General features: G+C 68.1%; 15 protein-coding genes and 6 pseudogenes. 10 read left to right on the forward strand and 11 right to left on the reverse strand.

Annotated features, from left to right (window positions below):
* The first annotated feature begins 71 nt into the window (after positions 1–71).
* The gene (locus ACGF5T_RS34480) at positions 72–1898 is read left to right on the forward strand and encodes a WD40 repeat domain-containing protein (protein WP_366769300.1); all 1827 of its coding nucleotides are present in this window, start codon (positions 72–74) and stop codon (positions 1896–1898) included.
* 16 nt (positions 1899–1914) lie between these two features.
* Here the strand turns inward: ACGF5T_RS34480 and ACGF5T_RS34485 are convergent, their stop codons facing one another.
* The 3 genes and pseudogenes from ACGF5T_RS34485 to ACGF5T_RS34495 form a co-directional block, all read right to left on the reverse strand.
* Complete coding sequence (locus ACGF5T_RS34485) at positions 1915–2277, reverse strand: DUF6300 family protein (protein WP_366769297.1); 363 nt, start codon at positions 2275–2277, stop codon at positions 1915–1917.
* Positions 2274–5876, reverse strand: a complete 3603-nt coding sequence (gene dnaE, locus ACGF5T_RS34490; RefSeq protein ID WP_366769298.1) for a DNA polymerase III subunit alpha — start codon at positions 5874–5876, stop codon at positions 2274–2276. The genes ACGF5T_RS34485 and dnaE overlap by 4 nt, the downstream gene beginning before the upstream one ends.
* Before the next feature lie 394 nt (positions 5877–6270).
* Positions 6271–6988 (reverse strand): annotated as a pseudogene (locus tag ACGF5T_RS34495) (IS5 family transposase).
* Positions 6989–7102: 114 nt separating this feature from the next.
* Here ACGF5T_RS34495 and ACGF5T_RS34500 point away from each other — a divergent pair.
* Complete coding sequence (locus ACGF5T_RS34500; RefSeq protein ID WP_366769594.1) at positions 7103–7804, forward strand: histone-like nucleoid-structuring protein Lsr2; 702 nt, start codon at positions 7103–7105, stop codon at positions 7802–7804.
* Between the two features lie 56 nt (positions 7805–7860).
* Positions 7861–8119, forward strand: a pseudogene (locus tag ACGF5T_RS34505) (transposase); the annotation flags it as partial.
* Between the two features lie 118 nt (positions 8120–8237).
* On the opposite strand, the gene ACGF5T_RS34510 reads toward ACGF5T_RS34505, so the two are convergent.
* Positions 8238–8375 carry a hypothetical protein gene (locus tag ACGF5T_RS34510; protein WP_366769097.1) on the reverse strand — a complete coding sequence of 46 codons (138 nt, stop codon included), beginning with the start codon at positions 8373–8375 and terminating at the stop codon, positions 8238–8240.
* A gap of 271 nt (positions 8376–8646) precedes the next feature.
* Between ACGF5T_RS34510 and ACGF5T_RS34515 the strand changes: the two genes are divergently transcribed.
* The gene (locus ACGF5T_RS34515; RefSeq protein ID WP_239768711.1) at positions 8647–9471 is read left to right on the forward strand and encodes an IS5 family transposase; all 825 of its coding nucleotides are present in this window, start codon (positions 8647–8649) and stop codon (positions 9469–9471) included.
* A 42-nt stretch (positions 9472–9513) separates the two neighbouring features.
* A pseudogene (locus ACGF5T_RS34520) lies at positions 9514–9983 on the forward strand (phosphotransferase family protein); the annotation flags it as partial.
* A 173-nt stretch (positions 9984–10156) separates the two neighbouring features.
* Here the strand turns inward: ACGF5T_RS34520 and ACGF5T_RS34525 are convergent.
* Positions 10157–10492, reverse strand: a pseudogene (locus ACGF5T_RS34525) (transposase); the annotation flags it as partial.
* A gap of 736 nt (positions 10493–11228) precedes the next feature.
* Between ACGF5T_RS34525 and ACGF5T_RS34530 the strand changes: the two are divergent.
* A pseudogene (locus tag ACGF5T_RS34530) lies at positions 11229–11983 on the forward strand (transposase family protein).
* 118 nt (positions 11984–12101) lie between these two features.
* Here the strand turns inward: ACGF5T_RS34530 and ACGF5T_RS34535 are convergent.
* Complete coding sequence (locus ACGF5T_RS34535; RefSeq protein ID WP_366769096.1) at positions 12102–12938, reverse strand: alpha/beta hydrolase; 837 nt, start codon at positions 12936–12938, stop codon at positions 12102–12104.
* Positions 12939–13130: 192 nt separating this feature from the next.
* Here ACGF5T_RS34535 and ACGF5T_RS34540 point away from each other — a divergent pair.
* Positions 13131–13496: pseudogene (locus tag ACGF5T_RS34540) on the forward strand (transposase family protein); the annotation flags it as partial.
* Positions 13497–13553: 57 nt separating this feature from the next.
* Positions 13554–15239 carry a ribonuclease J gene (locus ACGF5T_RS34545; RefSeq protein ID WP_366769099.1) on the forward strand — a complete coding sequence of 562 codons (1686 nt, stop codon included), beginning with the start codon at positions 13554–13556 and terminating at the stop codon, positions 15237–15239.
* A 284-nt stretch (positions 15240–15523) separates the two neighbouring features.
* Here ACGF5T_RS34545 and ACGF5T_RS34550 read toward each other — a convergent pair whose 3' ends face one another.
* Both ACGF5T_RS34550 and ACGF5T_RS34555 read right to left on the reverse strand, forming a co-directional pair.
* A complete protein-coding gene (locus ACGF5T_RS34550) occupies positions 15524–16642 on the reverse strand; it encodes an acyl-CoA desaturase (RefSeq protein WP_366769095.1) in 1119 nt (372 codons plus the stop codon).
* 7 nt (positions 16643–16649) lie between these two features.
* The gene (locus ACGF5T_RS34555) at positions 16650–17705 is read right to left on the reverse strand and encodes a ferredoxin reductase (RefSeq protein WP_366769094.1); all 1056 of its coding nucleotides are present in this window, start codon (positions 17703–17705) and stop codon (positions 16650–16652) included.
* An 87-nt stretch (positions 17706–17792) separates the two neighbouring features.
* Here ACGF5T_RS34555 and ACGF5T_RS34560 point away from each other — a divergent pair, with 87 nt between their 5' ends.
* Positions 17793–18932 carry a helix-turn-helix domain-containing protein gene (locus tag ACGF5T_RS34560; protein ID WP_366769093.1) on the forward strand — a complete coding sequence of 380 codons (1140 nt, stop codon included), beginning with the start codon at positions 17793–17795 and terminating at the stop codon, positions 18930–18932.
* A gap of 651 nt (positions 18933–19583) precedes the next feature.
* Here the strand turns inward: ACGF5T_RS34560 and ACGF5T_RS34565 are convergent.
* Positions 19584–19916, reverse strand: a complete 333-nt coding sequence (locus tag ACGF5T_RS34565; protein WP_366769092.1) for a hypothetical protein — start codon at positions 19914–19916, stop codon at positions 19584–19586.
* A 595-nt stretch (positions 19917–20511) separates the two neighbouring features.
* Here ACGF5T_RS34565 and ACGF5T_RS34570 point away from each other — a divergent pair.
* A complete protein-coding gene (locus tag ACGF5T_RS34570; RefSeq protein WP_366769091.1) occupies positions 20512–22455 on the forward strand; it encodes an AAA family ATPase in 1944 nt (647 codons plus the stop codon).
* 604 nt (positions 22456–23059) lie between these two features.
* Here the strand turns inward: ACGF5T_RS34570 and ACGF5T_RS34575 are convergent.
* Entirely contained in the window at positions 23060–23791 is a 732-nt protein-coding gene (locus tag ACGF5T_RS34575) for an RNA polymerase sigma factor (protein WP_366769090.1), read from the reverse strand.
* A 34-nt stretch (positions 23792–23825) separates the two neighbouring features.
* Entirely contained in the window at positions 23826–24254 is a 429-nt protein-coding gene (locus tag ACGF5T_RS34580) for a hypothetical protein (protein ID WP_366769089.1), read from the reverse strand.
* Positions 24255–24590 lie beyond the last annotated feature (336 nt).

Consider the following 24590-nt stretch of genomic DNA (forward strand, 5'->3'; position numbering starts at 1 on the left):
CAGCGGTCAGGTGAAGACGGCAGTGTTCAGCCCCCGACGGCAACACTCTCGTCACCAGCCCGGAGGTACGGCTGTGGACGCCCACACGCGAAAGCAGACCGGCGCCCTGTCCGGCGCCGGGTGGGAGCCCGGCGGTCTTCAGCCCGGACGGAGACATGATCGCCACCAGCGGCCGGCGGGGCACGGTTCTGCTCTGGGACGCCCGTACTCATCAGAGGGTCGCCGCACTTCAGGTCGCCGACAGCGATGACACCGCCGTTCCCTCTCGCCTCGCGTTCAGCCCGGACGGCAGCACCCTTGCCGTCGCCCTCTCCAACTTCCTCTCCAGCGACCGGGAGAAGGCCGCGGTGCAGCTGTGCGACGTACCGGAGAAGCGCCGCACCGCCGGGCTGCAGGGCCATACGGGGCAGGTGACCTCGCTGGCGTTCAGCCCGGACGGCGCGACGCTGGCCACGGGGGCGAGTGACGCCACGACGCGCCTGTGGGACGTGCGCGGTCACCGTTCGCTGGCCACTCTCACCGGACACAGCAACACCGTGTTCGCCCTAGCCTTCAGTCCGGACGGCCAGACCCTGGCGAGCGGAGGCCAGGACCGCTCCGTACGTCTGTGGGACGTGCGGGAGCGCACGGCCCTGGTCGTGCTGAACAGTCATACCGGGTTGGTGAACGTACTCGCGTTCAGCCCGGACGGCGCGACGCTGGCCGGCGGGTCCGCGGATGCCACGGTCCGGCTGTGGGGCATGCGGGCCGGACGGCCGCGCGCCACCATCGCCACGTCGGACGGTTCGGTACCCCAGATCGTGGTGTCGAGCCCGCAAGCCGTATACAGCCCGGACGGGAAGGTGCTGGCGGTCGGCGACAACAGCGGATCCGTGGGACTGTACGACGCCCGTACGCGGCACACGCTGGGCCGACTGACCGGGCAGAGCAGCAAGGTGAGCTCGGTACAGTTCAGCCCGGACGGCAAGTATGTCGCCGCGAGCAGCCATGACAGTTCGCTGGTCATGCTGTGGGACGCGCGCACCCACCGTCGCCTCGCCACCCTCGACGGCCACGACAGGCCTGTGCATTCCGTCATCTTCAGCCCGGACGCCCAAACCCTGGCGACCAGCAGTTCCATCGACGGAACGACCCGTCTGTGGAGCGTACGGAGCCATAGGCAGCTGGCGTCCGTCGCCGCCGGGGCCGGCTGGACGGTCTTCAGCCCGGACGGCAGGACCCTCGTGACCGGCGGCTTCCAGTCTTCGTCGGTACACCTGGTGGACGTCCGGACCCACCGTCGCCTCGACACTCTCGACGCGGTCAGCAAGAGCATCCACTCCGTCACCTTCAGCCCGGACGGCAGCACTCTGGCCATGGCGAGCGGGGACGGGAAGCTGAGGCTGTGGGACATCGGTCGGCGCCGCCTCACCGTGACACTCGCGGGGCACACCGACATGGCTCAGTCGGTCTCCTTCATCCCGGACGGGAAGACCCTCGTCAGCAGTGGTCGGGACGGGGCGGTCATGCTGTGGGACGCGCACACCCACCGTCGCCTCGCCAACCTCACGGGCCACACCGGAGTGGTCTGGTCGGCCGTCGTCAGCCCGGACGGCAAGTCCCTGGCAACGGTCGGCGACGACCGCGCGATACGCCTCTGGGACATCGAGACCCACCGGCAGTTGGCCCTCTACACCGGCCATACCGGTGTCGTGAACTCGGCCTTCTTCTCCCCGGACGGGGACACCCTCGTCACCAGCAGTTCCGATCTGACCGTACGGCTGTGGGACACCCGCGCCTTCCGCGACCTCGCCACTCTCACAGGCCGGGCCTGCACCCTCGCGGGCCGGTCCCTGACCGAACAGGAATGGCACCGTTACGTCCCTGACGGGGCCGCGTACCGCCGGACATGCCCATGACGGCGGACGCTCGGTGTCAGGGCGGCTCGCCGGTGTGCCGGTGAGCGCGTTCCTCACTTCGCAGACGGACCATGTCGACGCTTAGCCGTCGAACCGACTCGACCCAGGCGGCCACATGGCAGCCGAATTCGGCGATGTGTGTGAGGGGGATCTTCTCGGCGACGGCCAAGAGGGCCAAGAGGGCCAATAGGGCGTCCGCCGGCGTCTCGCCGCTGTCGCATGCCGGGCACAGGTCCGCTTCCCGGAACCCCTCGACGGAGTGCCCGGCGATGTTCGGCCACACATGACCGAACCGGACACGGAGCAGTGCCGCGCCTCCGCAACGGGAACATGGCGGTAGCGGGCCGACTTGGACGGCGATCTCGTCACCGTCGGTCATGCCACACCGTGCCAGGTGTCCTGGCCGAAGGAGCCCTTGATGTCGGAGGCGATCGTGGCCGCGTTCACCATCGCCCCGAGCAGGTAGACCGTGGTCTTCTGCGGGCCGCGTACGAAGAGGTGGACGGGGTTCTCCCCGGGGTGGGCGCCGATGATCCGCTTGAGTTCGCCGACCATCCGCTCGTTGACGCGGTGGTAGGGGAACTCCAGCTGGACCGGTGCTGCTCCGCTGCGCTCGGCGGCTGTCACGTCGAGGACCTGGAGCTCCTGCCCGAAGATGCTGAGGGAGCCGTCCCGGTCGTTGATGCGCCCTTGGACGGAGATCACGCTGTCCTCCACCAGGGCGCTCAGGACCAGCTGGTAGACGGCAGGGAAGAAGAGGACCTCGATCGTGCCGTCACGGTCGGCGAGGTTCACGATCGCCCAGGCGTTGCCCTGCTTGGTCACCTTGTTCTGGACGCTGGTGATGAGCCCGGCCAGCCGCACCGTTCCCTCGGTCCGGCCGGAGGCCAGCAGGTCGGGGATGGTGGTGTCCCGGTGGGCTGCGAGGATGTGCTCGGTGCCGTCCAGGGGGTGGGCGGAGACGTACATGCCGAGCATCTCGCGCTCGGTGGAGAGGAGTTGCTTGCGCGGCCATTCGCTGTCGTCGATCCTCACGTCGAGGCCGAAGCCGGACTCGCCGTCGTCGCTGCCGGCGCCCAGTCCGGAGAACAGGTCGTCCTGGCCGTAGGCCGCGGCCTTCTTCAGCGGTACGACCGCGTCGATGGCCGTCTCGTGCACGGCGCACAGTCCCCTGCGGGTGTGACCGAGCGAGTCGAAGGCGCCGGCCTTGATGAGTGATTCGACGGCCCGCTTGTTGAGGGCTGGCAGGTCGGCCTTGTCGAGGAAGTCGGCGAAGCCGGTGAACTTCCCCTTCGCCTTCCGGGCCGTGATGACCGTGTCGATGACGTTGTCGCCGACGTTGCGGACGGAGCGAAGGCCGAAGCGCACGTCGTCGCCGACGGCTGTGAACTCGGCGACGGACTCGTTGACGTCCGGAGGCAGGATGGTGACGCCGAGCTTGCGGGCGTCGGCGAGGTAGATGCCGGCTTTGTCCTTGTCGTCGCCGACGGACGTCAGCAGTGCCGCCATGTACTCGGCCGGGTAGTTGGCCTTGAGGTACGCGGTCCAGTAGGAGACGAGGCCGTAGCCAGCGGTGTGGGACTTGTTGAAGGCGTAACCGGAGAAGGGGAGCATCACGTCCCAGATGGCCTTGATGGCCTCCTCCGAGTAGTCGTTGGCCTTCATCCCGTCGTGGAACTTCTGCCACTCGGCGGCCAGGACCTCGGGCTTCTTCTTGCCCATCGCGCGGCGCAGCATGTCGGCGCCGCCGAGCGTGTAGCCGGCCAGGGTCCGGGCGATGGCCATGATCTGCTCCTGGAAGATGAGCAGGTGGTGGGTCGAGCCCAGGATCGGGTCGAGGACTTCCCTGAGCTCCGGGTGGATCGGGTCGGGCTCCTGCTTGCCGTTCTGCCGCAGGGCGTAGTTCGTGTGCGCGTTGGCGGCCATGGGGCCGGGCCGGTACAGGGCGAGGGCGGCGGCGATGTCCTCGAAGCGGGTCGGTTCCATCAGCTTGAGCAGCGCGCGCATGCCGCCGCCGTCGAGCTGGAAGACGCCGAAGGTGTCGCCGCGGCCGAGGAGCTCGTAGGTCTTCCTGTCGTCGAGAGGGATGACGACGGTGCCGGTGGTGCCACCGTCCATCGGGTCGACGGTGGCGAGTCGGACGCCGCGGTTCTCCCGGATGTTCTCGATGGCGTGGTCGATGACGCCCAGGTTCCGCAGGCCCAGGAAGTCCATCTTGACCAGCCCCATGTTCTCGCAACTGGGGTAGTCGAAGCCGGTGATCTTCACGCCGTCGGAGGCGCGCATGTGCAGCGGGATGCGGTCGGTGAGCCGGGTCTTGGACAGGATGACGGCGGCCGCGTGCACACCGGTGCCGCGGGTCAGGCCCTCGACGCCCTTGGCGGTGTCGATGACCGTCTTGACGTCCGGCTCGTTCTCGTACATCGCCCGGATCTCGCCGGCCTCGCCGTAGCGCGGGTGGGCGGGGTCGAAGATCCCGTCGAGCGGGATCGACTTGCCCATGATGTCCGGCGGCAGCGCCTTGGTGATGCGTTCCCCGTGGCTGAAGGGGTAGCCGAGGATCCGGGACGAGTCCTTGATCGCGTTCTTGGCCTTGATCTTGCCGAACGTGTTCACCATGGCGGTGTACTCGTCGCCGTACTTCTCGGTGACGTACCGGACCATCTTGTCGCGCTGACGGTCGTCGAAGTCGAGGTCGACGTCGGGCGGGTTGATCCGCTCGGGGTTGAGGAACCGTTCGAAGAGCAGGCCGTGCTCCAGGGGACACAGCTCGGTGATGCGGGTCGCGTAGGCGACGATGGAGCCGGTGGCCGACCCGCGGCCGGGTCCGACGGGCACGCCGTTGTCACGGGCGTACTTGCAGATGTCGGCGACCACGAGGAAGTAGGAGCTGAAGCCCATGGGGCCGATGACCGACATCTCGGTCTCGAAGCGCTCCAGGACCTCGGCCGGGACGGGATCGCCGTAGCGCATGGCGAGGCCGCCCAGGACCTCCTTGCGCAGCCAGGACTCCTGGGTCTCCCCGTCGGGCACGTCGGGGAACTGAGGCATCTCGTCGACGTTGTCGAAGACCTCGTCGTACGACCCGACCCGCTCGGCGATCAGGAGCGTGTTGTCGCAGGCCTCGGGGAGCTCCGCGAACAGGGCCCGCATCTCGGCCGCGGTCTTCAGGTAGTAGCCACTGCCGCTGAACCGGAGCCGCTTCTCGTCGGCCTTGTTCTTGCCCACGCCGATGCACAGCAGGTTGTCGTGCGCGTCGGCCTGGCTCTCGTGGACGTAGTGCGCGTCGTTGGTGGCCAGGAGCGGGATGTTCAGCTCCTTGGCCAGGCGGAGCAGTCCTTCTCGTACATCCCGCTCGATGGACAGGCCGTGGTCCATCAGCTCCAGGAAGTAGTTCTCCTTGCCGAAGACGTCCTGGTAGGCGGAGGCGACCTGCCTGGCCTCGTCGTACTGGTTCAGGCGCAGCCGCGTCTGGACGGCGCCGGACGGACATCCGGTCGTCGCGATGACGCCCTCGGCACGCTCGGCGATCAGTTCCATGTCCATGCGGGGCTTGCCCGCCGGGAACTGCCCCGAGTACGACGCCTCGGTGGACAGGTGGAAGAGGTTCCGCAGGCCCTGTGCCCCCGTCGCCCACATGGTCATGTGAGTGAAGCGGCCACCGCCGCTGACGTCCTTCGAACCCTCGCCGTCGTCCGACATGGCGCGCTGGCCGCCGGGCCCCCAGAACTCCTGCCGCCGGTTCCGGCGCGAGGAGGGGGCCACGTACGCCTCGATCCCGATGATCGGCTTGACCGAGCCGAAGCCCTTGGCCACCTGCTGGAACTCGTAGGCCCCGAACATGTTGCCGTGGTCGCTCATGGCCACGGCCGGCATGCCCTGGCGGTCCACTTCGGTGAACATCGGTTTCAGCTTCTGAGCGCCGTCGAGCATCGAGTATTCGGTGTGATTGTGCAGGTGAACAAAGCTGTCGGCCACCAGGCGCGCACCTCCGAGGGCAGTCTCGTGAAGCCGCACCTTATCCCCGGGTCCAAGATCAAGTCGGGCTCTCCGGCGCTTGGCGGGGCGCGTCAACTGGGTGCGGTGCGGGTGACCTTGGCCTATCGCGCGGGAGGGGAATTCGGCTCGGCGTGTCGGGTGGGACCGTGCCGGTGAGGGTCTTGAGGAGGCGCGATTGCTGATCGGTCATGGGTCGCTGGAGGTGCGCGGGGGCGGGCGGGGTCGACGGAACCGAAGCCGGGGTTGCTTACGCCGGTGCCGGGGACGGGGGAGAGGCTTCGCTCTGCCCAGACCGTGCGGGGGACCGTTCCCGCGGGTGGGGGAGTAGGGAAGGCTGGTACACCTTCAGAAGAGCCGGGTGGGACCGTAGCTCCTAAGGCGTGTCTGACAAATGATCACCTGGCTGGTTCTCTGAGCCAGAGGATCAGGGAGGCCAGGATGATTCCGGCTCGGTAGCGGTCGGCGAGTTTGTCGAAGCGGGTCGCGATCGCGCGGAACTGCTTGAGGCGGGCAAAGCATCGTTCGACCATGTTGCGATCGCGATAGATCTCTTTGTCGAAGGCAGGCGGGCGGCCTCCCAGGCGTCCACGCCGTCGGCGGTTGGCCGCCTGGTCGCGGTGCTCGGGGATCGTGGCGGCAATGCCCCGGCGCCGCAGCAGGTGGCGGACTGCCCGGCTGGAGTAGGCCAGGGCCTGGCGCGTCTGAGAGCGGCCCGGATCTTCCAGTTCGTCCCCGTCTGTGGCCCCTTTTTGCGGGCGCCGGCTGCGTGCTGGTGGGCCCGGTTGATCGTGGAGTCGACGGCGACGGTCCACTCGACTTGGCCTACCGAGTCGTCGCGGACCCAGACGTGTTTCCAGCAGCGTCGTCCACGTGCCGTCCGCCTCCCAGCGGGCGAATTGCTCGTAAACGGTCTGCCACGGCCCGTACCGCTCCGGGAGATCGCGCCACGGAGCCCCGGTCCGCAGCCGCCACAGCACGCCGTTGACCACCTGCCGGTGATCACGCCACGGACGGCTACGCCCGTCCACGTGCGGCAACAGGGGCTCTATCCGCTCCCACACCGCGTCCGTCAACTCGCCTCGACCTGCCACAAGATCAATTATCGGACGGACCCTGGGATCCCCGGGTCGAGCGTTCTTGTCAGTGGCCACGCCTACGGTTCTCCCATGTGTGTTCAACGGCCGTCGCACCCGAAGGGGACTCCGATGCGTGAGGCAGGAGACGTACGGGAGGCATGGGCCCGGGTGGCCACATGGCTCGAGCGGAACGACCCCGGGGTCTTCGCCGCCCTCGGCGGTCCCGGAAGCCCGGAGGCCATCAGGCGGGCCGAACAGCGCATGGGGCTGGAACTGCCGGCGGATCTGTGGCAGTGGCTCCTGGCGAACGACGTGGACGCAGACGAGCGCACCGATCCCCGGGAAACCCTGGTGGAACGGGGGTGCGACGTGCCCGTTCCCGGTGGGCACCTCCTGCTCGGCCTGGAGGACATTCAGCGGGTTTACCTCCACCAGCTGGACATGGAGCGGATGGAACCGTCCGAAGACCCCGACTGCCCGCTCTGGCGCCATGAGTGGCTGCCGATTGCCGCCGAGCGCGACGGCCTCTACGGGACGTTCCTGGACACGGCCGAGGGGACGATCGGAACGTGGGCCGAGGCGTGCGCGCCGGAGGAAGGGGTGTACGCCTCGCTGTCCGCGTTCTTTCATCAGGCGGCGGACCTGCTGGAGGGAGTCTCCACCGGGGACTGGAGCGGCCCCGGCGCGCCCGCGCGGCCCCTCAAGCGCGATGAGCCCCGGCCGGAGGACGAGGCGGTACGCCGCTGGGCCCGCGCCCACGGCATGGTCGTGAACGACCGCGGGCGGGTTCCCTCGAGCATCCGTGAGGCGTACGAGGTCTCACGGAGGTGACCACCGGATCCGGCCGCCGTCAACGGCCCTCGGCACGGCCCGTGACGGCGACGGTGGCGATCCCCGAGCGCCGCGACCAGGCGGCCAACCGCCGACGGCGTGGACGCCTGGGAGGCCGCCCGCCTGCCTTCGACAAAGAGATCTATCGCGATCGCAACATGGTCGAACGATGCTTTGCCCGCCTCAAGCAGTTCCGCGCGATCGCGACCCGCTTCGACAAACTCGCCGACCGCTACCGAGCCGGAATCATCCTGGCCTCCCTGATCCTCTGGCTCAGAGAACCAGCCAGGTGATCATTTGTCAGACACGCCCTAGTTCCCCCTGGCCGCACCGGACGCCAGGGCATGAACGCCACACGGCGAAAGCGCGTCGCCCCACTCGGGGCGACGCGCTTTCGCCGTCACCTGGGCTGCGTCGTGCCGTCCGAGAGTCTCTACCTCTCACCCTTCTTCTTTGCTTCACGCCGTTGGCGGAACATGGCTCCCACGGCGATTCCGACCACTGCGACGACTCCCAGGATGATAGTCGCCGGCATAGAATCGTTGATCGGCGTGAAGGCCAGGCTGTCCATTCGAACTCCTCTTTAGTGAGCGTTTGATTCTAGTATTGGACGGTTCATGATGAATTTCGTGAGTTGGATCGAGCACTCAACGGAGTGATTCGTCGGAAACGCCGCTTCTGCGGCAATCAGCAGAACGGCAATGCGCCGGGTTCCTGGCAAGAGCTCCTGTCTCATTCATAAACCCACCGGTTCGCACCGAGTTGAGAACTCACGCTCCGGTGCACCCGGCACCCCCGCACACGCCCTGCACAGGCCAGCTGCCGCCGCGTACGCAGACAGCATGCAGTCCTCACGGCCCTATCCCAGCGACCTGTCCGACGCCCGCTGGGAACTCATCCGCCCCACCCTCGAAGCCTGGCGCCAGGCCCGCAACGGCATCCGCAAGCCAACCCACGACCTGCGCGCCCTGATGAACGCCATCCTCTACGTCGACCGCACCGGGATCCCCTGGCGCTACCTGCCCCATGACTTCCCGCCCCACCAGACCGTCTACGGCTACTTCGCCCGCTGGGAAGCCGACGGCATCTTCGACCAGCTCACCGGCCTGTTACGCGGCAAAGTCCGCCAGGCCGAAGGCCGCTCGAGCGAACCCAGCGCCTGCCTGATCGACAGCCAGAGCATCAAGACCTCCGCCACCGTCCCACTGACCAGCCAAGGCGTCGACCCGGCCAAGAAGATCATCGGCCGCAAACGGCACATCGTCACCGACACCCTCGGCCTCCTCCTGGCCGTCACCGTCACCGCCGCCAGCGTCCACGACTCCGCCGCCGGCACCCAGCTCCTCGCCGACATCGCCGCACACCATCCCACCGTCACCAAAGCCTGGGCCGACAACGGCTACAAGACCAAAGCCGTCGAACACGCCGCCCACCTCGGCATCGACCTCGAGATCGTCCAACGCGACCCCGCCACCCGCGGCTTCCACGTCCAGCCCCGCCGCTGGGTCGTCGAACGCACCCTCGGCTGGCTCATGCACCACCGCCGCCTGGCCCGCGACTACGAAACCCACCCCCACCGATCGGCAGCCATGATCCAACTCGCCGCCATCAACCTCATGACCCGCCGCCTCACCCACGAAACCACCCACAACTGGCGGGACAGCTAAACCAAATGAAACAGACAACCGAGAATCAAACGCTCACTTAGCCCGCCCGAAGACACCGAGCGGCCTGAGCTGTGGCAACGGGCCGTGGACGTGATCCGCCGCGAGCCCCCGGACTACCGGGCCTGCTTCCTGCACCGGGACTTCCATCCCGGCAATGTCCTCTTTACCGGCGAGGGCGACGGGTTGCAGATCAGCGGCCTCGTCGATGGGTAGAGACCTCGTGGGGACCGGCCGACCTGGACGTGGCCCATTGCTCGACAGCCCTTGCCCTGCTGCACGGGGTTTCCACGGGCATGCAGTTCTCCGACCTCTATGTTGCGGCGGGAGGGACGCTGGCTGAGGATCACGCTTCTCATCTCTACTGGCGTCTACTGGACGCCTTGGCCTTCGCTCCGGACGCGGAGAAGGTCGCCGTCCCATGGCGCGAGGTGGGCCGTGCCGATCTGACCCCCACCCTGCTGACCAGGCGCCTGGAGGGATACCTCCAGGCGCTCTTCGCGCGCTACGCCTGAAGCCTGATCAGCTGCCTGCGGCCAAGAGCACAGGCCAGTCATGCAGCCAGTTGTTCGGGACGTTCGAAACACCCGTCTTACAGGGCGAGCCGGAATCGTAAGGGGACGACGAGTTCGCCTCATGGAAGCCGACTACCGCGGCGACGCTTGACTTGTTAGCCCCCTGAGATGTCTTTCAGAGCCCGCATGTTGACCGAGTCGATCGCGCACCGCGACCAGTCCAGGTCGCCGCGGGAGCCGAGCTCATCGAGGACCAGGCGGTGGAGCTTGGCCCACACCCGGGCCTTCGTCCATTCGGTGAAGCGGCGGTGAGCCGTCGCGCCGGACGGGCCGAAAGAGGCCGTCGGCAGCTGCTGCCACGTGCAGCCCGACGTCGCAACGAACACAATCGCGGCCAACACCTCACGGTCGCCGTGACGACGCCGGCCGCCACCCTGCGGCCGCGACGGCGCCTCCGGCACCACCCGCTGAACCAAATGAGATGACTTGTTAGGGAAACTGCACGAGATCCCGACCCCGCCCCCTACCTCGAGCGCGGTGTGCCCAACGGTAAGACCGATTCCGGTCCTACCTACGATGGACGCCGAGGACCACCGAGGCGGCCGCCAAGCCGATGCCGAGCGGACCGTCCGGGAACGTCCCTGCGACCGAGACGCCGACCCTGCGGTGCTGGCCCACTGGCCGCCGTCCCAGCAGGGCGTCCAGACCGCTCGGGTCGACGCAGTGGAATGGGGTCACCGCCCGCGTAGAGGTAGAGGTAGAGGTTCTCTTCCTGTCCCGACGGGTCGGGGCAGGGTGAAGCGGCCGAGGACGGGGTCGTAGTGGCCGTTGCCCATCTCCTACAGGCCTGTCGCGTCGGCGTACGCGCCCACTCTTGCGCCCCCCATTCGCCGGCAGCCCATGTCGGTACCACTCCTCGTGACGTAGGCAGCAAAGACGCCCGCCCAACGTTCAAATTGAACTCAGGCGGGCACTTTGGGCCGCTATTTCTTTTCTCTCTTGTAACTCCAGTAGGCCAGGAGGATGGTAGTCACTAGTACGAAACCTCCTAGGGCCCAAGTAGCTACTGGATTGTCGAATCCGATTCCGGACGTCGCAGTGTTCATTTTCCTCCTAGAGCCATGAGCCACTGAGCCTTTCCCAACCTGGTCGTACCAGCCACGAGTTGGACGTTCCTGTGCAACGGCGAAGCTCCTGGTAGACGGTGTCACGACCAAGATCCACCGTGCTGCCCAGGAGCTTCGCGTGCTTGTCTATCCGTCGTCGATCGACCTGTCCAGTCAAACCCTGCGGTATCTGGCTGGACAACTCACCTTCCGGCGGCAGGAGATCGGAACGCGGTGGCGACGACTGACATCAGGGCGCCAGGCCCTGCTCGCCCTGGCCCACCTGCGGTGCGGCGACGCCTACGCCCAGCTCGCCGCCGGATTCGGTATCGGGATCGCGACCGCCTTCCGCTACATACGCGAGGCCGTCGACGTACTGGCCGCCCTCGCCCCGTCCCTGGCCAAGGCGATGACGACGATCCGGATGAAGGCATTCGTGATCCTGGACGGCACCCTGCTGCCGATCGACCGGATCGCCGCCGACACCCCGTACTACTCCGGGAAACACAAACGCCACGGCATGAACGTCCAGGTCCTCACCGACCGTCCGGGCGGCTGCTCTGGGCGTCGCCGGCTCTGCCCGGATCAACGCACGACCTGACCGCCGCACGCCACCACGGGCTCATCGAAGCCCTCGCCGATGCGGACCTCAAATGCTGGGCGGACAGGGCGTACCAAGGAGCCGGTGGACCTGTCCGGGTGCCCTTTCGCGGCCGTCGCCTCAAGCGATGGAAGCGTCGCCACAACAGCACTCACGCCAAGATCCGCTGCCTCGGCGAACGCGCCATGGCCACCCTCAAGGGCTGGCGCCTCCTCCGGAAGCTCCGCTGCAGCACAACCCAGATCACGGACGTGGTGAAGGCCGTCGTCGTCCTTCACCACGCCTCAACCTGAGGTTGGAAAAGGCTCAGTGGTCGTTCGGGGTTCGGCGGTCAGTTGGGGATGGGGCGTGCTCCGCTCCGAGTGCCAGAAGAGAGGTGCCAAGCGCCGCCGAACCGCTCGAACGACAAACTCATCCCTTGATGAACTCGATGATCTGCGGGGCGATTTTTCGCGGGGCCATGGCGACGGCGCCATGGTTGAGTCCGGGCAGAGTGCGGTGGTCGGCCTGCGGCAGGATCTGGGTGACGGCGAGGGCGGCGCGCTGGAACGCGGCCGCACTCTTGCCACCGGTCAACACTCGGGTGGGTACGGCCACCCCTTTCCACTCCTCGGCATCGAGCGGCTTGCCTTGCTGGGTATCGCCCATGACCGCGATGTCATAGGGCAGAGTGCCGGCCAGCTTGGTGAGGTTTGCCCACATCTTCGGCATGAGCTTCATGAAGAACACGGCGATGCCGGGCATGCCCTGCACCCTCGTCATGAAGTACTTGACCGCGTCACTGTGCCGGCCTTCCGCGAGCATCACGGTGATCTGCTGCGCGAGATCCTTGGGCGGTCCGTCGTCTCCTTCGGCGACCACGAACGGCGGCTCATACAGAGCCAGGCGGTCGACGTTGACTCCGGCCGCGGCCGCGCGCAGGGCGAGGACCGCTCCGGAGGACGAGCCGAACAGCGACGCCGAACCGCCGGCGTGTTCGACCAACGCGGCGATGTCTTCAACCTCACGGTCGGGGGCGTAAGCATGGGCGTCACCGCTGGCACCCCGCCCGCGCCGGTCGTAGTTGAGCACAGTGAAGTGCTGGGCGAGGAGAGCCGCAAGTTTGGTCGTGTCCGAGCGGTCTGCCAGTGCCGAGGCAACCAGGACGACGGCCGGACCGCGGCCCGACTGCTCGAATGCGATCTCGGTGCCGTCGGCGGAGACGACGCGGGCCTCGGCTCCGGGCGACTGCCCTCGCGCTGTTGCCATGTTTATCTCTCCGCTTCACGTAGGGGCCGTACCACTGTGGTGTGCGTTGCTGCCGATAAGACCTACGCAGTGCAGGAAACTCATCGGTGCGCCAGGCGTTCGGTGCCGAAGCCTTCACATCTCGGAGAGGACCAACCCCCTCACGCAGAATCGAGGGCATGGGGCGGCAGCGGCAACCGGGGTGATCCAGTTGTGACTGGTGTGATTACGGCATCGCTGCCGTCCTGGATAGCCCCGTTCACCGGGCTGAGCCTGCGTTCCTTCGGGAAGCTGGTGACGGTTCTGCGGCGCGAGGGTGCGGACGCCGTCGGTAGAGGGCGGCCGTGGAGCCTGGCTCTGGAGGACCGGACGCTGCTGGTCGCGGCCTATTGGCGAACGAACTTGACGATGCGGCAGCTCGCCCTGCTCCTCGGTGTGTCGTTGTCAGCCGTGGGCCGGATCATCGGCCATCTCGGGCCGGTGATCGCGCTCTGGCCCCGCAGGTCTTTCGACAAGGGCACCGTACTGATCGTGGACGGGACGCTCGTGCCCACCCGAGACCACACCATCGCGGCCCGACCCTGTCAGGAGGAGGTAATGGATCATCCTGTCCCGCTCTCCGGGTACCGTCAGGGTATGAGTCATCCACACCCCGAACTGAAAGCCGCCCCTCCCCTTTCCGAAGGAGGGCTGCGGGTTATCGCCCTGGGCGGCCTGGGTGAGATCGGCCGCAACATGACCGTGTTCGAGCACGCGGGCAAGCTGCTCATCGTCGACTGCGGGGTGCTGTTCCCCGAGGAGACCCAGCCCGGCGTGGACGTGATCCTGCCGGACTTCACCTCGTTCCGGGACCGGCTGGACGACGTCGTGGCGGTGGTCCTCACCCACGGTCATGAGGACCACATCGGCGGCGTGCCGTACCTGCTGCGCGAGCGGAGGGACATCCCGGTCGTCGGCTCCAAGCTGACGCTGGCGTTCCTGGAGGCCAAGCTCAAGGAGCACGGCATCCGGCCGCGCTCGGTGCGGGTGCGGGAGGGGGACCGGCGTGGCTTCGGGCCCTTCGACTGCGAGTTCGTGGCGGTCAACCACTCCATCCCGGACAGCCTCGCGGTCGCGATCCGGACCCGGGCCGGGATGGTGCTGCACACCGGCGACTTCAAGATGGACCAGTTCCCTCTCGACGACCGCATCACCGATCTACGTGCCTTCGCCCGCCTCGGAGAGGAGGGTGTGGACCTGTTCCTCACCGACTCCACCAACGCCGAAGTACCCGGCTTCACCACCTCCGAGCGGGAGTTGAACCCGGCGATCGAGCAGGTGATGCGCACCGCGCCGCGCCGGGTCATCGTCTCCAGTTTCGCCAGCCATGTGCACCGCATCCAGCAGGTCCTGGACGCCGCCCACCAGCACGGCCGCAAGGTCGCCTTCGTCGGCCGGTCGATGGTCCGCAACATGGGCATCGCCCGGGACCTGGGCTATCTGAAGGTCCCCTCCGGTCTGGTCGTGAGCACGAAGGAGCTGGAGAAGCTCCCGGATCACAAGATCGCTCTGGTGTGCACCGGCTCCCAGGGTGAACCGATGGCCGCGCTGTCACGGATGGCCAACCGGGACCACATGATCCGCATCGGCAAGGACGACACCGTCCTGCTCGCCAGCTCCCTCATCCCCGGCAACGAGAACGCCATCTACCGGGTGATCAACGGACTCACCCGGTGGGGTGCCCACGTGGTCCACAAGGGCAACGCCAAGGTGCACGTCTCCGGGCATGCCAGCGCCGGCGAACTCGTCTACTGCTACAACATCGTCAAGCCCCGCAATGTCATGCCCGTGCATGGCGAATGGCGCCACCTGCGGGCCAACGCCGACCTCGCCATCCGCACCGGTGTCGACCCCGACCGGGTCGTCATCGCCGAGGACGGCGTCGTCGTCGACCTGGTCGACGGGCGCGCGTCCATCACCGGCAAGGTCCCCGCCGGCAACGTCTACGTGGACGGCATGGAAGTCGGCGGCGCCACCGAAGCGTCCCTCAAGGACCGCCTCACCCTCGCCGCCGAAGGCGTCGTCACGGTGGTGGCGATCGTCGACGCAGACACCGGCGCCCTCGCCGAAGCCCCCGACTTCCTCGCCCGGGGCTTCGTCCACGACGACACCACCTTCGAGCCGGTCATCCCCGTCATCGAGAAGACCCTGGCCACCGCGGCCGAGGAAGGCGTCGGGGACGCGCGCCAACTCGAACAACTCGTCGCCCGCGCCGTGGCGAACTGGGCGTTCCGCACCCACCGCCGCAAGCCCCTCATCATCCCCATCATCATCGACGCCTGAGCAACACCCGGGCAGGTGTCCGGGGCGGACGCCGAAGTGCACGAGGTGAAACCCGGCGACGAGTCGGTCGGATGTCCAGCCTCGTCACCGGCCCACCGGGTTGGCCCGGGCGGCCCGGTGACGAGCGCTGCGCCGGGCATCCCGCAGCTGACCTGCCGCAGATCCTCCTCCCGTCCACACACCCTGTGACGTCCGATGACGTATCACGTGGAGTGCGTGGCGATTCTGGAGCCTGCGGACAAGGGCGCCTGACCTCGGGTTCGTGAGCCAGGCGCTTGTAACAATCAGGCGGCGACGAGCTCCTGCTCGCGATCCGGCGTTCCGACCTCGGGCTTCTTGTTCGGCAGCGAGAGCCGGAAGACCTTGCGCCACGCGGAGAACACCTGCTTGGGCAGCGGCCCTGTGACGTACTCCAGCTCGTACTTCTCGAACAGGGCGCGCACCTTCACCGCGACGTCGGCGTACCGGTTGCTCGGCAGGTCGGGGAACAGGTGGTGCTCGATCTGGTGCGACAGGTTGCCGGTCATGAAGTGCATGGCCTTGCTGCCGCTGATGTTCGCCGAGCCCATCATCTGGCGCAGGTACCACTGGCCGCGCGTCTCGTCCTTGATCGACCGGCGCTCGAAGACCTGTACGCCCTCCGGGAAGTGTCCGCACATGATTACCGAGTGGGACCAGATGTTGCGGACCAGGTTCGCGGTGAACGTGGCGGCGAGCGTGGGGAGGAACGACGGGCCCGACAGCAGCGGGTGGATCAGGTAGTCCTTGAGCACCTGCTTGCGGATCTTGCGGCCCACGGCCTTGGCCCGCGCGCGGAACTCCGGGTCCTTGCGGCGGCGCTTGTTCAGGTTCTTGCCGAGCTCCAGGTCGTACGCTGCGATGCCGTACTCGAAGAAGCAGGCGTTGAGGAAGTTCCACAGCGGCTGGCCTAGGTGGAACGGGTGCCACGTCTGGTCCTCGTCGACGCGCATGATGCCGTAGCCGAGGTCGTTGTCCTTGCCGATCACGTTGGTGTACGTGTGGTGTAGCTCGTTGTGCGAGTGCTTCCACTGGTCGGCTGGCGAGACGTGGTCCCACTCCCAGGTGGAGGAGTGGATCTTCGGGTCCCGCATCCAGTCCCACTGGCCGTGCAGGATGTTGTGGCCGATCTCCATGTTATCCATGATCTTCGCCACGGACAGACCGGCGGTGCCGAGCAGCCACGCGGGCGGGAATATCGAGAACAGCAGCACGCCCCTGCTGACCAGCTCCAGCTTGCGCTGGGCGGCGATGACCTTACGGATGTAGGCGGCGTCCTTTTCGCCTCGGCTGGCAATCACCTCGTCGCGGATCGCGTCCAGCTCGCGGCCCAGCTCCTCGATCTGCTGCGCAGTCAGGTGGGCGGTGGGGTCGATAGCGGTCAAGGTTCTCCTACCGTTCGATGTCGCAGGGGCCCGCGGCGGCGGACACGCAGGTCTGGATGAGGACGCCTGGCTCGGCCTCGGTGATCTCGCCGGTGCGTAGGTCGCGGACGGCGCCCGCCTTGAGCGGCGTGACGCAGCCAAAGCAGATGCCCATGCGGCACCCGGAGGGCATGAGCACGCCCGCCCCTTCGCCGATGTCGAGCAACGGCGTGGCGCCGTCCGCGTCGACGGTCTTGCCGGTGGCGCTGAACGTGACCTCGCCGCCATCACCGGCGACGACGATGCTGGGGCGGAACCGCTCGGTGTGTAGACGGTCCTGGAGGCCGTGTGTGCTCCAGTGCTCTTCGGCGGCGTCGAGCAGGCCCGCGGGCCCACAGGCCCAGGTCTCGCGCTCGGCCCAGTCGGGCACGAGTTCGTCGAGACGGGCGATGTCGAGCATGCCGTCCCTGGCGGTGTGCACCTCGGTGAGCCGCAGCTTCTTGTCCGCGACCAGGTTGTGCAGTTCGTTGCGGAAGATCACGTCTTGCGGCTGTGGCGCGCAGTGGACCATGACGACGTCGTCGGGCTCGGTGTCGCGCAGCATACCCATCACGGGTGTGATGCCGCTGCCGGCCGTCAGGTAGAGCACCTTGGCGGGCTTGGCCTGCGGCAGCACGAAGTCACCGGTCGCCTGGTCGAGCTCGATCAGCGTGCCCGGTTTCGCCCTGCGGACCAGGTGGTTGCTGACCTTGCCGTCCGGGATAGCCTTCACGGTGATCGTGACGCGGCCGTCCTGGCGGTTCGTCGGCGAGGTGATGGAGTAGGCACGCCACAGGCGCACCCCGTCGACATCGACCCCGATCCGCACGTACTGACCGGCTGTGTGGCCGCGCCAGCCCCGTCCCGGCCTGATCACGATGGTCGCGGCGTCACCCGTCTCGGGGTGCACGGCCTCGATGCGCCCACGCAGGTCTGCGCCCGCACGCAGTGGGCTGAGCAGGTCGAGGTAGTCCGACGGCAGCAGCGGCGTTGTGACCATCTCCAGCAATTTCCACGCCCTGCTGCGGAGGGCTGCACTCGTCATGGCTCCAGCTTGCTGCGCCTCAGGGCGTAAAGTCCTGACCGCAGGACGTGAATCTGGTGGGTGGAATTGTTCGCAGGGAACAAAGACGTGAGCCATGCAATCCGGAGGGCCAGCGAACTGGCCCTGAATGAGACGACGGTCACCGCACTGCGGGCCGCGCTGAAGACCACCGCCGACGAGGTCGTTCAGGCGATCATCGACGAAGTCCCCTCCTACGCCAACGCCCTGTCGGGCCATATGGGCGCCACCATCCGCCGGGCCGTCCGCACCGCCCTGGGGCACTACCTGGACCTCGCGAGCGGGAACGCCACAGGCGGCGACGCCGGCGATGCAGCCTACGAGCTGGGCCGCGGCGAGGTGCGCGACGGCCGTTCGATGGACGCCCTGCTCAGCGCCTACCGCGTCGGCGCCCGCGTGGCCTGGCGACGCCTGGCCGCAGGCGCCGTGTCCGCAGGTCTGCCCGCCGCCGAGGTCGCCAAGTTCGCCGAGCTGACCTTCGCCTACATCGACGAGCTCTCCGCCGCGAGCGCTGCGGGCCACGCCGACGAACTGGCGGCCCGGGGCAGGGCCCACGAGCGCCACCTGGAACACCTGGCCCGCGATCTCCTCGCCGGCGCGAGTCCGGACGTGCTGCTGGCCTCTGCTCAACGGGCCGGATGGCAGCCTCCGGATTCGCTGACGGCGGTCTTGCTGCCCGCCGCCCAGGCCCGGCCTGCCTACCGCGCGCTCGACCCGAGCACCCTCGTCCTCGACGATCTGCCGGACGCCACCGGTGTGCTGCTCGTGCCCGATGCCGACCGATCACATCTCTTGCGGCAGCTGACCGACCACACGGCCGTGGTCGGCCCGGCCCGCCCATGGACCCGTGCGTCCGCTTCGTACGGACGAGCCGTACGCGCCCGCTCTCTCTCCTCTGATATTCGCGACACCGAGGATCACCTGTCCGAGCTGGTGCTGACCGCCGATGTGGACGCGTTCGCAGACCTGCGTGCCCGAGCCCTCGCCCCGCTCAGGACCTTGCCCGTGGCGACCGCACGGCGGCTGGAGGAGACGTTGCGGGCGTGGCTGCTGCACCAGGGCAGGCGGGACGAGGTGGCGGCGGCGTTGTTCGTCCATCCCCAGACCGTCCGGTACCGGATGTCGCAGCTGCGGGAGCTGTTTCCGGATCTCGCATCGCCACACCGGGTCCTTGAACTGACGCTGGCGGTCGGTCTTCGGGCCAGCTGACACGTACTTCGACCGTCCACGAACTCCTGGCGGGTCCGGCATCGTACTCGTGGCCACCGCTGATGCTGCATGCGTGACGGACCCGGACTTGGTCGTACGTGCCGGACGTCTGCGGTGAGAGGGCACGATAGTCCGCACGCGGTGGCTGGGGGAGCGGCTCTGGGGAGGGGCACACGTCGGGCGCCGGTGCAGGCGAGGGGGCGCTGCGTATCAGCTGGGAGCGGTTCGTACGCACCGCCAGCCCGCTCACGGGCGACCGAGGGGGAGCGGTCGGGGCAGAGGCTGAATGCGAGTGGAGGCCCCTGCCCAGCGGGGGCGTCACAGTAGCACTGCTAGCCAGGTCGAGAAACAAACGCGACCGACGCGCCGTAGAGGATCGGCTCCTGCTCGTGCGCCCAGGGCAGCTGCGTGCATCGCTGCGCCGCGGGCGTGCCGTAACGGCTCGACCAATTGGTGCACTTGGAACGACCTCACCCGGCCTGGCGCGGTCGGAGCAGTCGGGAGAACCATTTGACTGCGAAGCCGGGCCAGGTCGGATGCTCACGCACTTCGTGTGTTCCCTTTACGCGACCGGAGTATCCACGCGCAGCGGCTTCGCCTTTCGGCGGGAAGGGAGATTCGCTGTTCGGATTCGGTCCGCGCGGCGCTACTTCAGAAGTCGATGCAGACCGGGCCTTGGTTGACGTTGATCACGCCGTACTGGTTCACGAAGGAGTTGCAGTAGGCGGTGGTGTTGTTGTCGTAGCTGTCCCCGCCGAGCGCCTCCTGAGTGCCGGCGTTGTCGTCGTCGAAGTCGACGCAGACAGGACCCTGGTTGACGTTGACCACACCTACCTGGGTCGTGAAGTCGTTGCACTGTGCATCCAGTACCTGCTGGACGCTGTCACCGTCGGAGCCGTCTCCCGCCGCGGCTACGCCGGATCCGGCCAGCACAGCAGCAGCAGCCAGGGCGGTGGCCGCGGCAGTCCTACGTATACCCATCATGATCTTTCTCCAGATGCTGGAGGACAGGGACAGGCATCACTTCACCTGTTCCCGCCGGTAGCCGCACGTCAGGCTGAGCCGTTCGAGACGTCCCTGTTGGGGCGGCTTGTGGAGTGATGAGGGCATCGCGTGAAGGGAGGTTGGCCGTCCGTCCGGTGAGGGAGCACTGAGCGGTGCGTCGCGCCGCTGTTCTATGTCCATGGCATCGTCGATTGAGAGCCCCAAACACCGCGGGTCCCGTGTCCGAGGAGCGATACCGACTCCTACGGCATGGGACGCGGTGCGCATGAGGTCGCGTTCCGAGCGGCAGGATGCCCTCCCGTGGGGTGCTGAGTTCGGCGAACGCGGAGTAGCCCGCGGCTGGCTCCATGCCCGGGACACGCCGCACAGGAAATGCTGGGCTGTCGAGACGTCGTGGACGTCACCGGCTACGCGGTGCGCTTGCCCACCCTCGGCTCCACCGTCATGTCCTCGACCGCCCGCTACACCACGCAAGACATCCTCGACGCCGAGGAGTCCGTGCGCGTCCAGGCGCGGGAACGCTTCGACACCCGCACCGCGCAGCTCACGATCGACCAGGCTGCCGCCGCCATCGATGTCTTCCAGGTGGCCGCGGGGGTTCGAGCTGGCCGCCGAGCAGCAGGCCGCGGTGAGTCGGGTGCTCAACGCCGGGCACGGCATCGACGTCCTGGTCGGCGTCGCCGGGGCGGGCGAGTCCACGCTGATGGAGGCGTGCAGGATCGGCTGGGACGCGACCGGCACGACGTACGCCGGCGCGACCCTCGCCGCGGTCGCCGCCAAGCAGCTGCACGAAGCCTCCGGCATCCCCGCCAGGACCGTGGCGGCCTGGCTCGGCGAGATCGAGAACGGCAACGGCCTGCGCGGCGTCGACGTCCTGGTCGTGGACGAGGCGACGATGGTCGATGACCGAGCTGCGGCCGTGCTGATGGGCGAGGCCGCCCGGACCGGCACGAAGGTCGTCGGCATCGGCGACCACCTCCAGCTTCAGGCGATCGGTCCCGGCGGCTGGTTCAAGGAGACCCACCGACTGGTGCACGGGCTCACTCTCACCGAGAACCGCCGCCAGGAGGACGCCGCCGAACGGGCCGCCCTGGATGTGTGGCGCACCGGCAACCACGAGCTGGCGCTGCGAATGCTCGCCGAGGGCGGGCGCGTCCATCCCGCCGAGACCGCCGACGAGGCCCGCTCCCAGATCCTCATGGCCTGGGACGAACTGCGTCTGCTGGAGTGGGCCGACCCGCACGACGCCATCGCCAGCATGGTGGTGCTCGCCGCCCGCAACCGCGACGTCGACGCGCTCAACCTCGGCGCGCGGGCGATCCGCCGCGAGGCCGGCGAACTCGGCGCCGAGCACACCTACGTCCTGCCCGGCGGCGACACGCTCACCCTCGCCGTGGGCGACGTCGTCCGTGTCAGGGAGAACGACTACCGCTCTCGCCGCGGCGCGGGTCCGGACATGCTCAACGGCTACCGGGCCGTCCTAACCGGGCTGGACGACCGGCACCGAGTCGAGATCGCCTGGCGGGCCAAGGACGCCAAGGCGCCCGGCGGCTACCGCGAGGAGTCCGGCTGGGTGTCGGCGCAGAGCGTCACCGGCGGGGCCCTGTCACTGGGTTACGCCATGACGATCGCCGCAAGCCAGGGCCTGACGTGCGACACGTCCCTAATGTACGGGCACGGCGCGAACGCCTTCGCCGCCTATCCCGGCACCTCCCGGGCCCGGCGCCAGAACCACCTGTGGCTGCCGCCGGCCGTCCTGGAGGACGAGCGGACCCGGGCGCGCCTCGGCGAGGCCCGCAGCGAGAAGGAGCGCCTGGAACGCGCCATCAACGCGTTCCCCCGCTTCCTGGGCCAGTCCCGGCCGGACAGCCTGGTCTCCGACCTCCTGCGCGTGCCGCCGGCGCCCGCGCCGCTGCCCCGGCGGCGCGAGCTGTCCGCCGAAGAGGCACGCGCCGAGTCCGAACGCAGGCTCCGGCGGACGAGCATGGCCAAGGCCGCCCGCGCGCAGTCGGTGAACCTCTCCCACCGCCGGGCCGAGGACGAAGCCTGGCTCCAGGTACAGGCCCGGCTGGCGAAAGAGAGGGCCAAGGAGCTCCTCGCCCGCTTGAAGGCCGACGCGGAGGAGGGCGCGGTGCCGTCCTGGCGGACCCGCATCCACGGCACGCTCTCTCCGCAGGAATTGAACCGCCGGATCGCCGAGGGGGACCGGCTCGCCGTCGACGCCGAGGCCGAAGCCACCAAGGCGGAGACCGCTGCCCGTGAACTCGCCGCCAGCCTCGACCTGGAGCAGGCCACGGGCCGGCCCACCCGTGGGCAGCGGTTCGCCGCCGAGGCCGGACAGATCCTCGACCAGGCGGAGACCCACCTCGCCACCGCGCGGGAGCATCGAGAGGACCGCCGCAGAGGCCGCCGGCCACGCCGAGGAACGCACCCGCCGGCTCGCCAAGCTCGCCGAGGGCGAGGGCAGGAGCCGCCTCGCGCTGCGCCTGGCGGGCACCTCGCTGAAGGAACACCGTGAGCTGATCCAGCGCCTGACCGCAGAGCGCACCGCGTACCTCGATCTTGCGGCCGACTCCCGGCGCGACGCCCGGCAGGCGCTGGACGCGGCGTGGGAGCCCGTCCGGGACAGCCCGATCACCCACTCGCTCGGCGCGGCGGGCCGGCCCACTCCCGACCAGCGGACAGGGCCGCCGAGTGGTTCCTGGAGTTGCGCTCCACGGCCTCCCGGCACGGCCACAGCATGAACAAGTGCGACCGTGACGACGTCAGCCGCGCGACCCGCCAGGCCAGGGAGTTCCGGACCTTCGCCGCCAGCCACCGAGCCCAGGCCGCCCACGCGCGCGCCGAGCAATCCCTGCGTGTCACAATCGCCGAGAAGTTCCCCGATCTGCACGCTCGGGAGATGACCGGACGCCGTACCGTCCAACAGGAACAGGCGAAGCGAGCCGTACAGCACCAGCAGGCCGCCGTCGCACCCCCACAGATCACGCCGGCCAGAAGGCAGAGCACAAGGTAGCCGGCGAGGGTCTTTGGATTTTTCGGGACCATCCTGCGGGTGTGCTCGTACAGCAGAAGAGGACCGCCGGACTCGGTACCCGGCGGCCCTCTTCGACTTCCAGACTTCAGTCGATGACGCCCACGAGCCCCCACCAACGGCTGATAGGCAGCCTCTGAGTGAAGACCTTCCTCACATGACGGCGGTGGGACCGTACGGTGCCGGCAGAGATACCGAGGCTCTTCCCGATTTCAGAGTCACTCCAACCGTCCGCGGTGAGCAGGAGTACCTGTGCCTGCCGGTGGGGCAGAGATATGAGGACGTCCCGCACGAGATCCGCCGCGACCATCTGTTCAGGGCTTCGCTCTGCGCCCGAGGTGAGGGACCCCTCGAACATCGTCAAGAACCCTTCGGTCGACGTCGACACCTCCCGGGCGGACTTCTCCATCGCGCGCAGCGCGCGCTTGGCAGCCACCCTTCGCAAGTACCGGTCCGGGTGCATCATCCGACCGATGCGTGGCCAGTTGCGGACGGCCATCTCCATGGTGTCCTGCACAACGTCCTCGGGGTCGATGCTGACGTCGTACCAACACTCCCGCAGGACCTTGCGGACGAGCGCGACGAGCCGCGCCCGGTGCTCGGCATGGAACTCGTCGAAGTCCATGACGGGCAGGTCCTTGACCCATTCGAATGGAATGCCGTCGACATTGCCGTACTGCTGGTCGGCCGGGCCGCCATCGACGCTGTCGACATCCAAGGGCACGGACGCGAAAGCAACCCCGGCAAGGGGCTCGGCAGGACGGTGCCCGACCCGGTAGGTGCTCCCGACCTCCCGTGGATGGTTCTCGTCGTCAACCATGAGGGAGGCGTAGTGGACCGATGGCATGGAGGTGTCAGGCCCGGTCATGGTTATGCCCTCCACGCTCGCTGCCGGAAGGACTCGTCGGCCCGCCGTGCCCTCCGCCGCGCGCGTGCGGCACGGTGGCAGAGCCGGCGTCCCGAAGGGCCAGCCGCTTGGCCCGGCGCTCCCGGAACCACTTGATGACACCCAGGAACGCGCTGGCGATCAGCGAAACGATCGTGAGGACGGGCGCGAGATCCGTCGCCAACCCGACCACGGTGTTCCAGTCCATCCACAGCAGCGTCACGGCACCCGCGATCAACAGGACGAACATGCCGGTGACGACCCTGACGTGGTGGTCCTGCACCCAGAGGTCGACCGCCCGTACCCAGCGGCGCAGCAGGGGCGGCATGCGGCGCACGCCGCGGACAAGGCGCCGGCGCATCCCCTGGATGCGCGCGCACACAGAAGAAAGACCCATGAAGGTCCCCCCTTCGTTCGGGGGCCAGCCGAAGAGGGGAAGGGAAACCGAGCCGCTCGTGCGGCGTCGGTGACCCTCCCCTCGGGCGACGGAAGCCGCGCACACCCCACTGCTCTCGCCAAAGACCTCGTGAAGTGGCGGGCCCTGCTTGGCCCTTGTTGAGTTTTGCCAGCATTGAACCAGAGCGCGAGCAGCTGATACGCCCCGAAATGACCTCGGCTGAAGGTGACATGGTTCACTCGAATCAGATCCGTGATCCACTGCACGGTTCGCGGATCTCACCGCCTATTACTGGTGACGGCGCCCCGACAGTGGGGACGTTCTGAAGACGCGCGT

The organism is Streptomyces sp. NPDC047853 (genome assembly GCF_043204535.1).
Classification (GTDB): domain Bacteria; phylum Actinomycetota; class Actinomycetes; order Streptomycetales; family Streptomycetaceae; genus Streptomyces.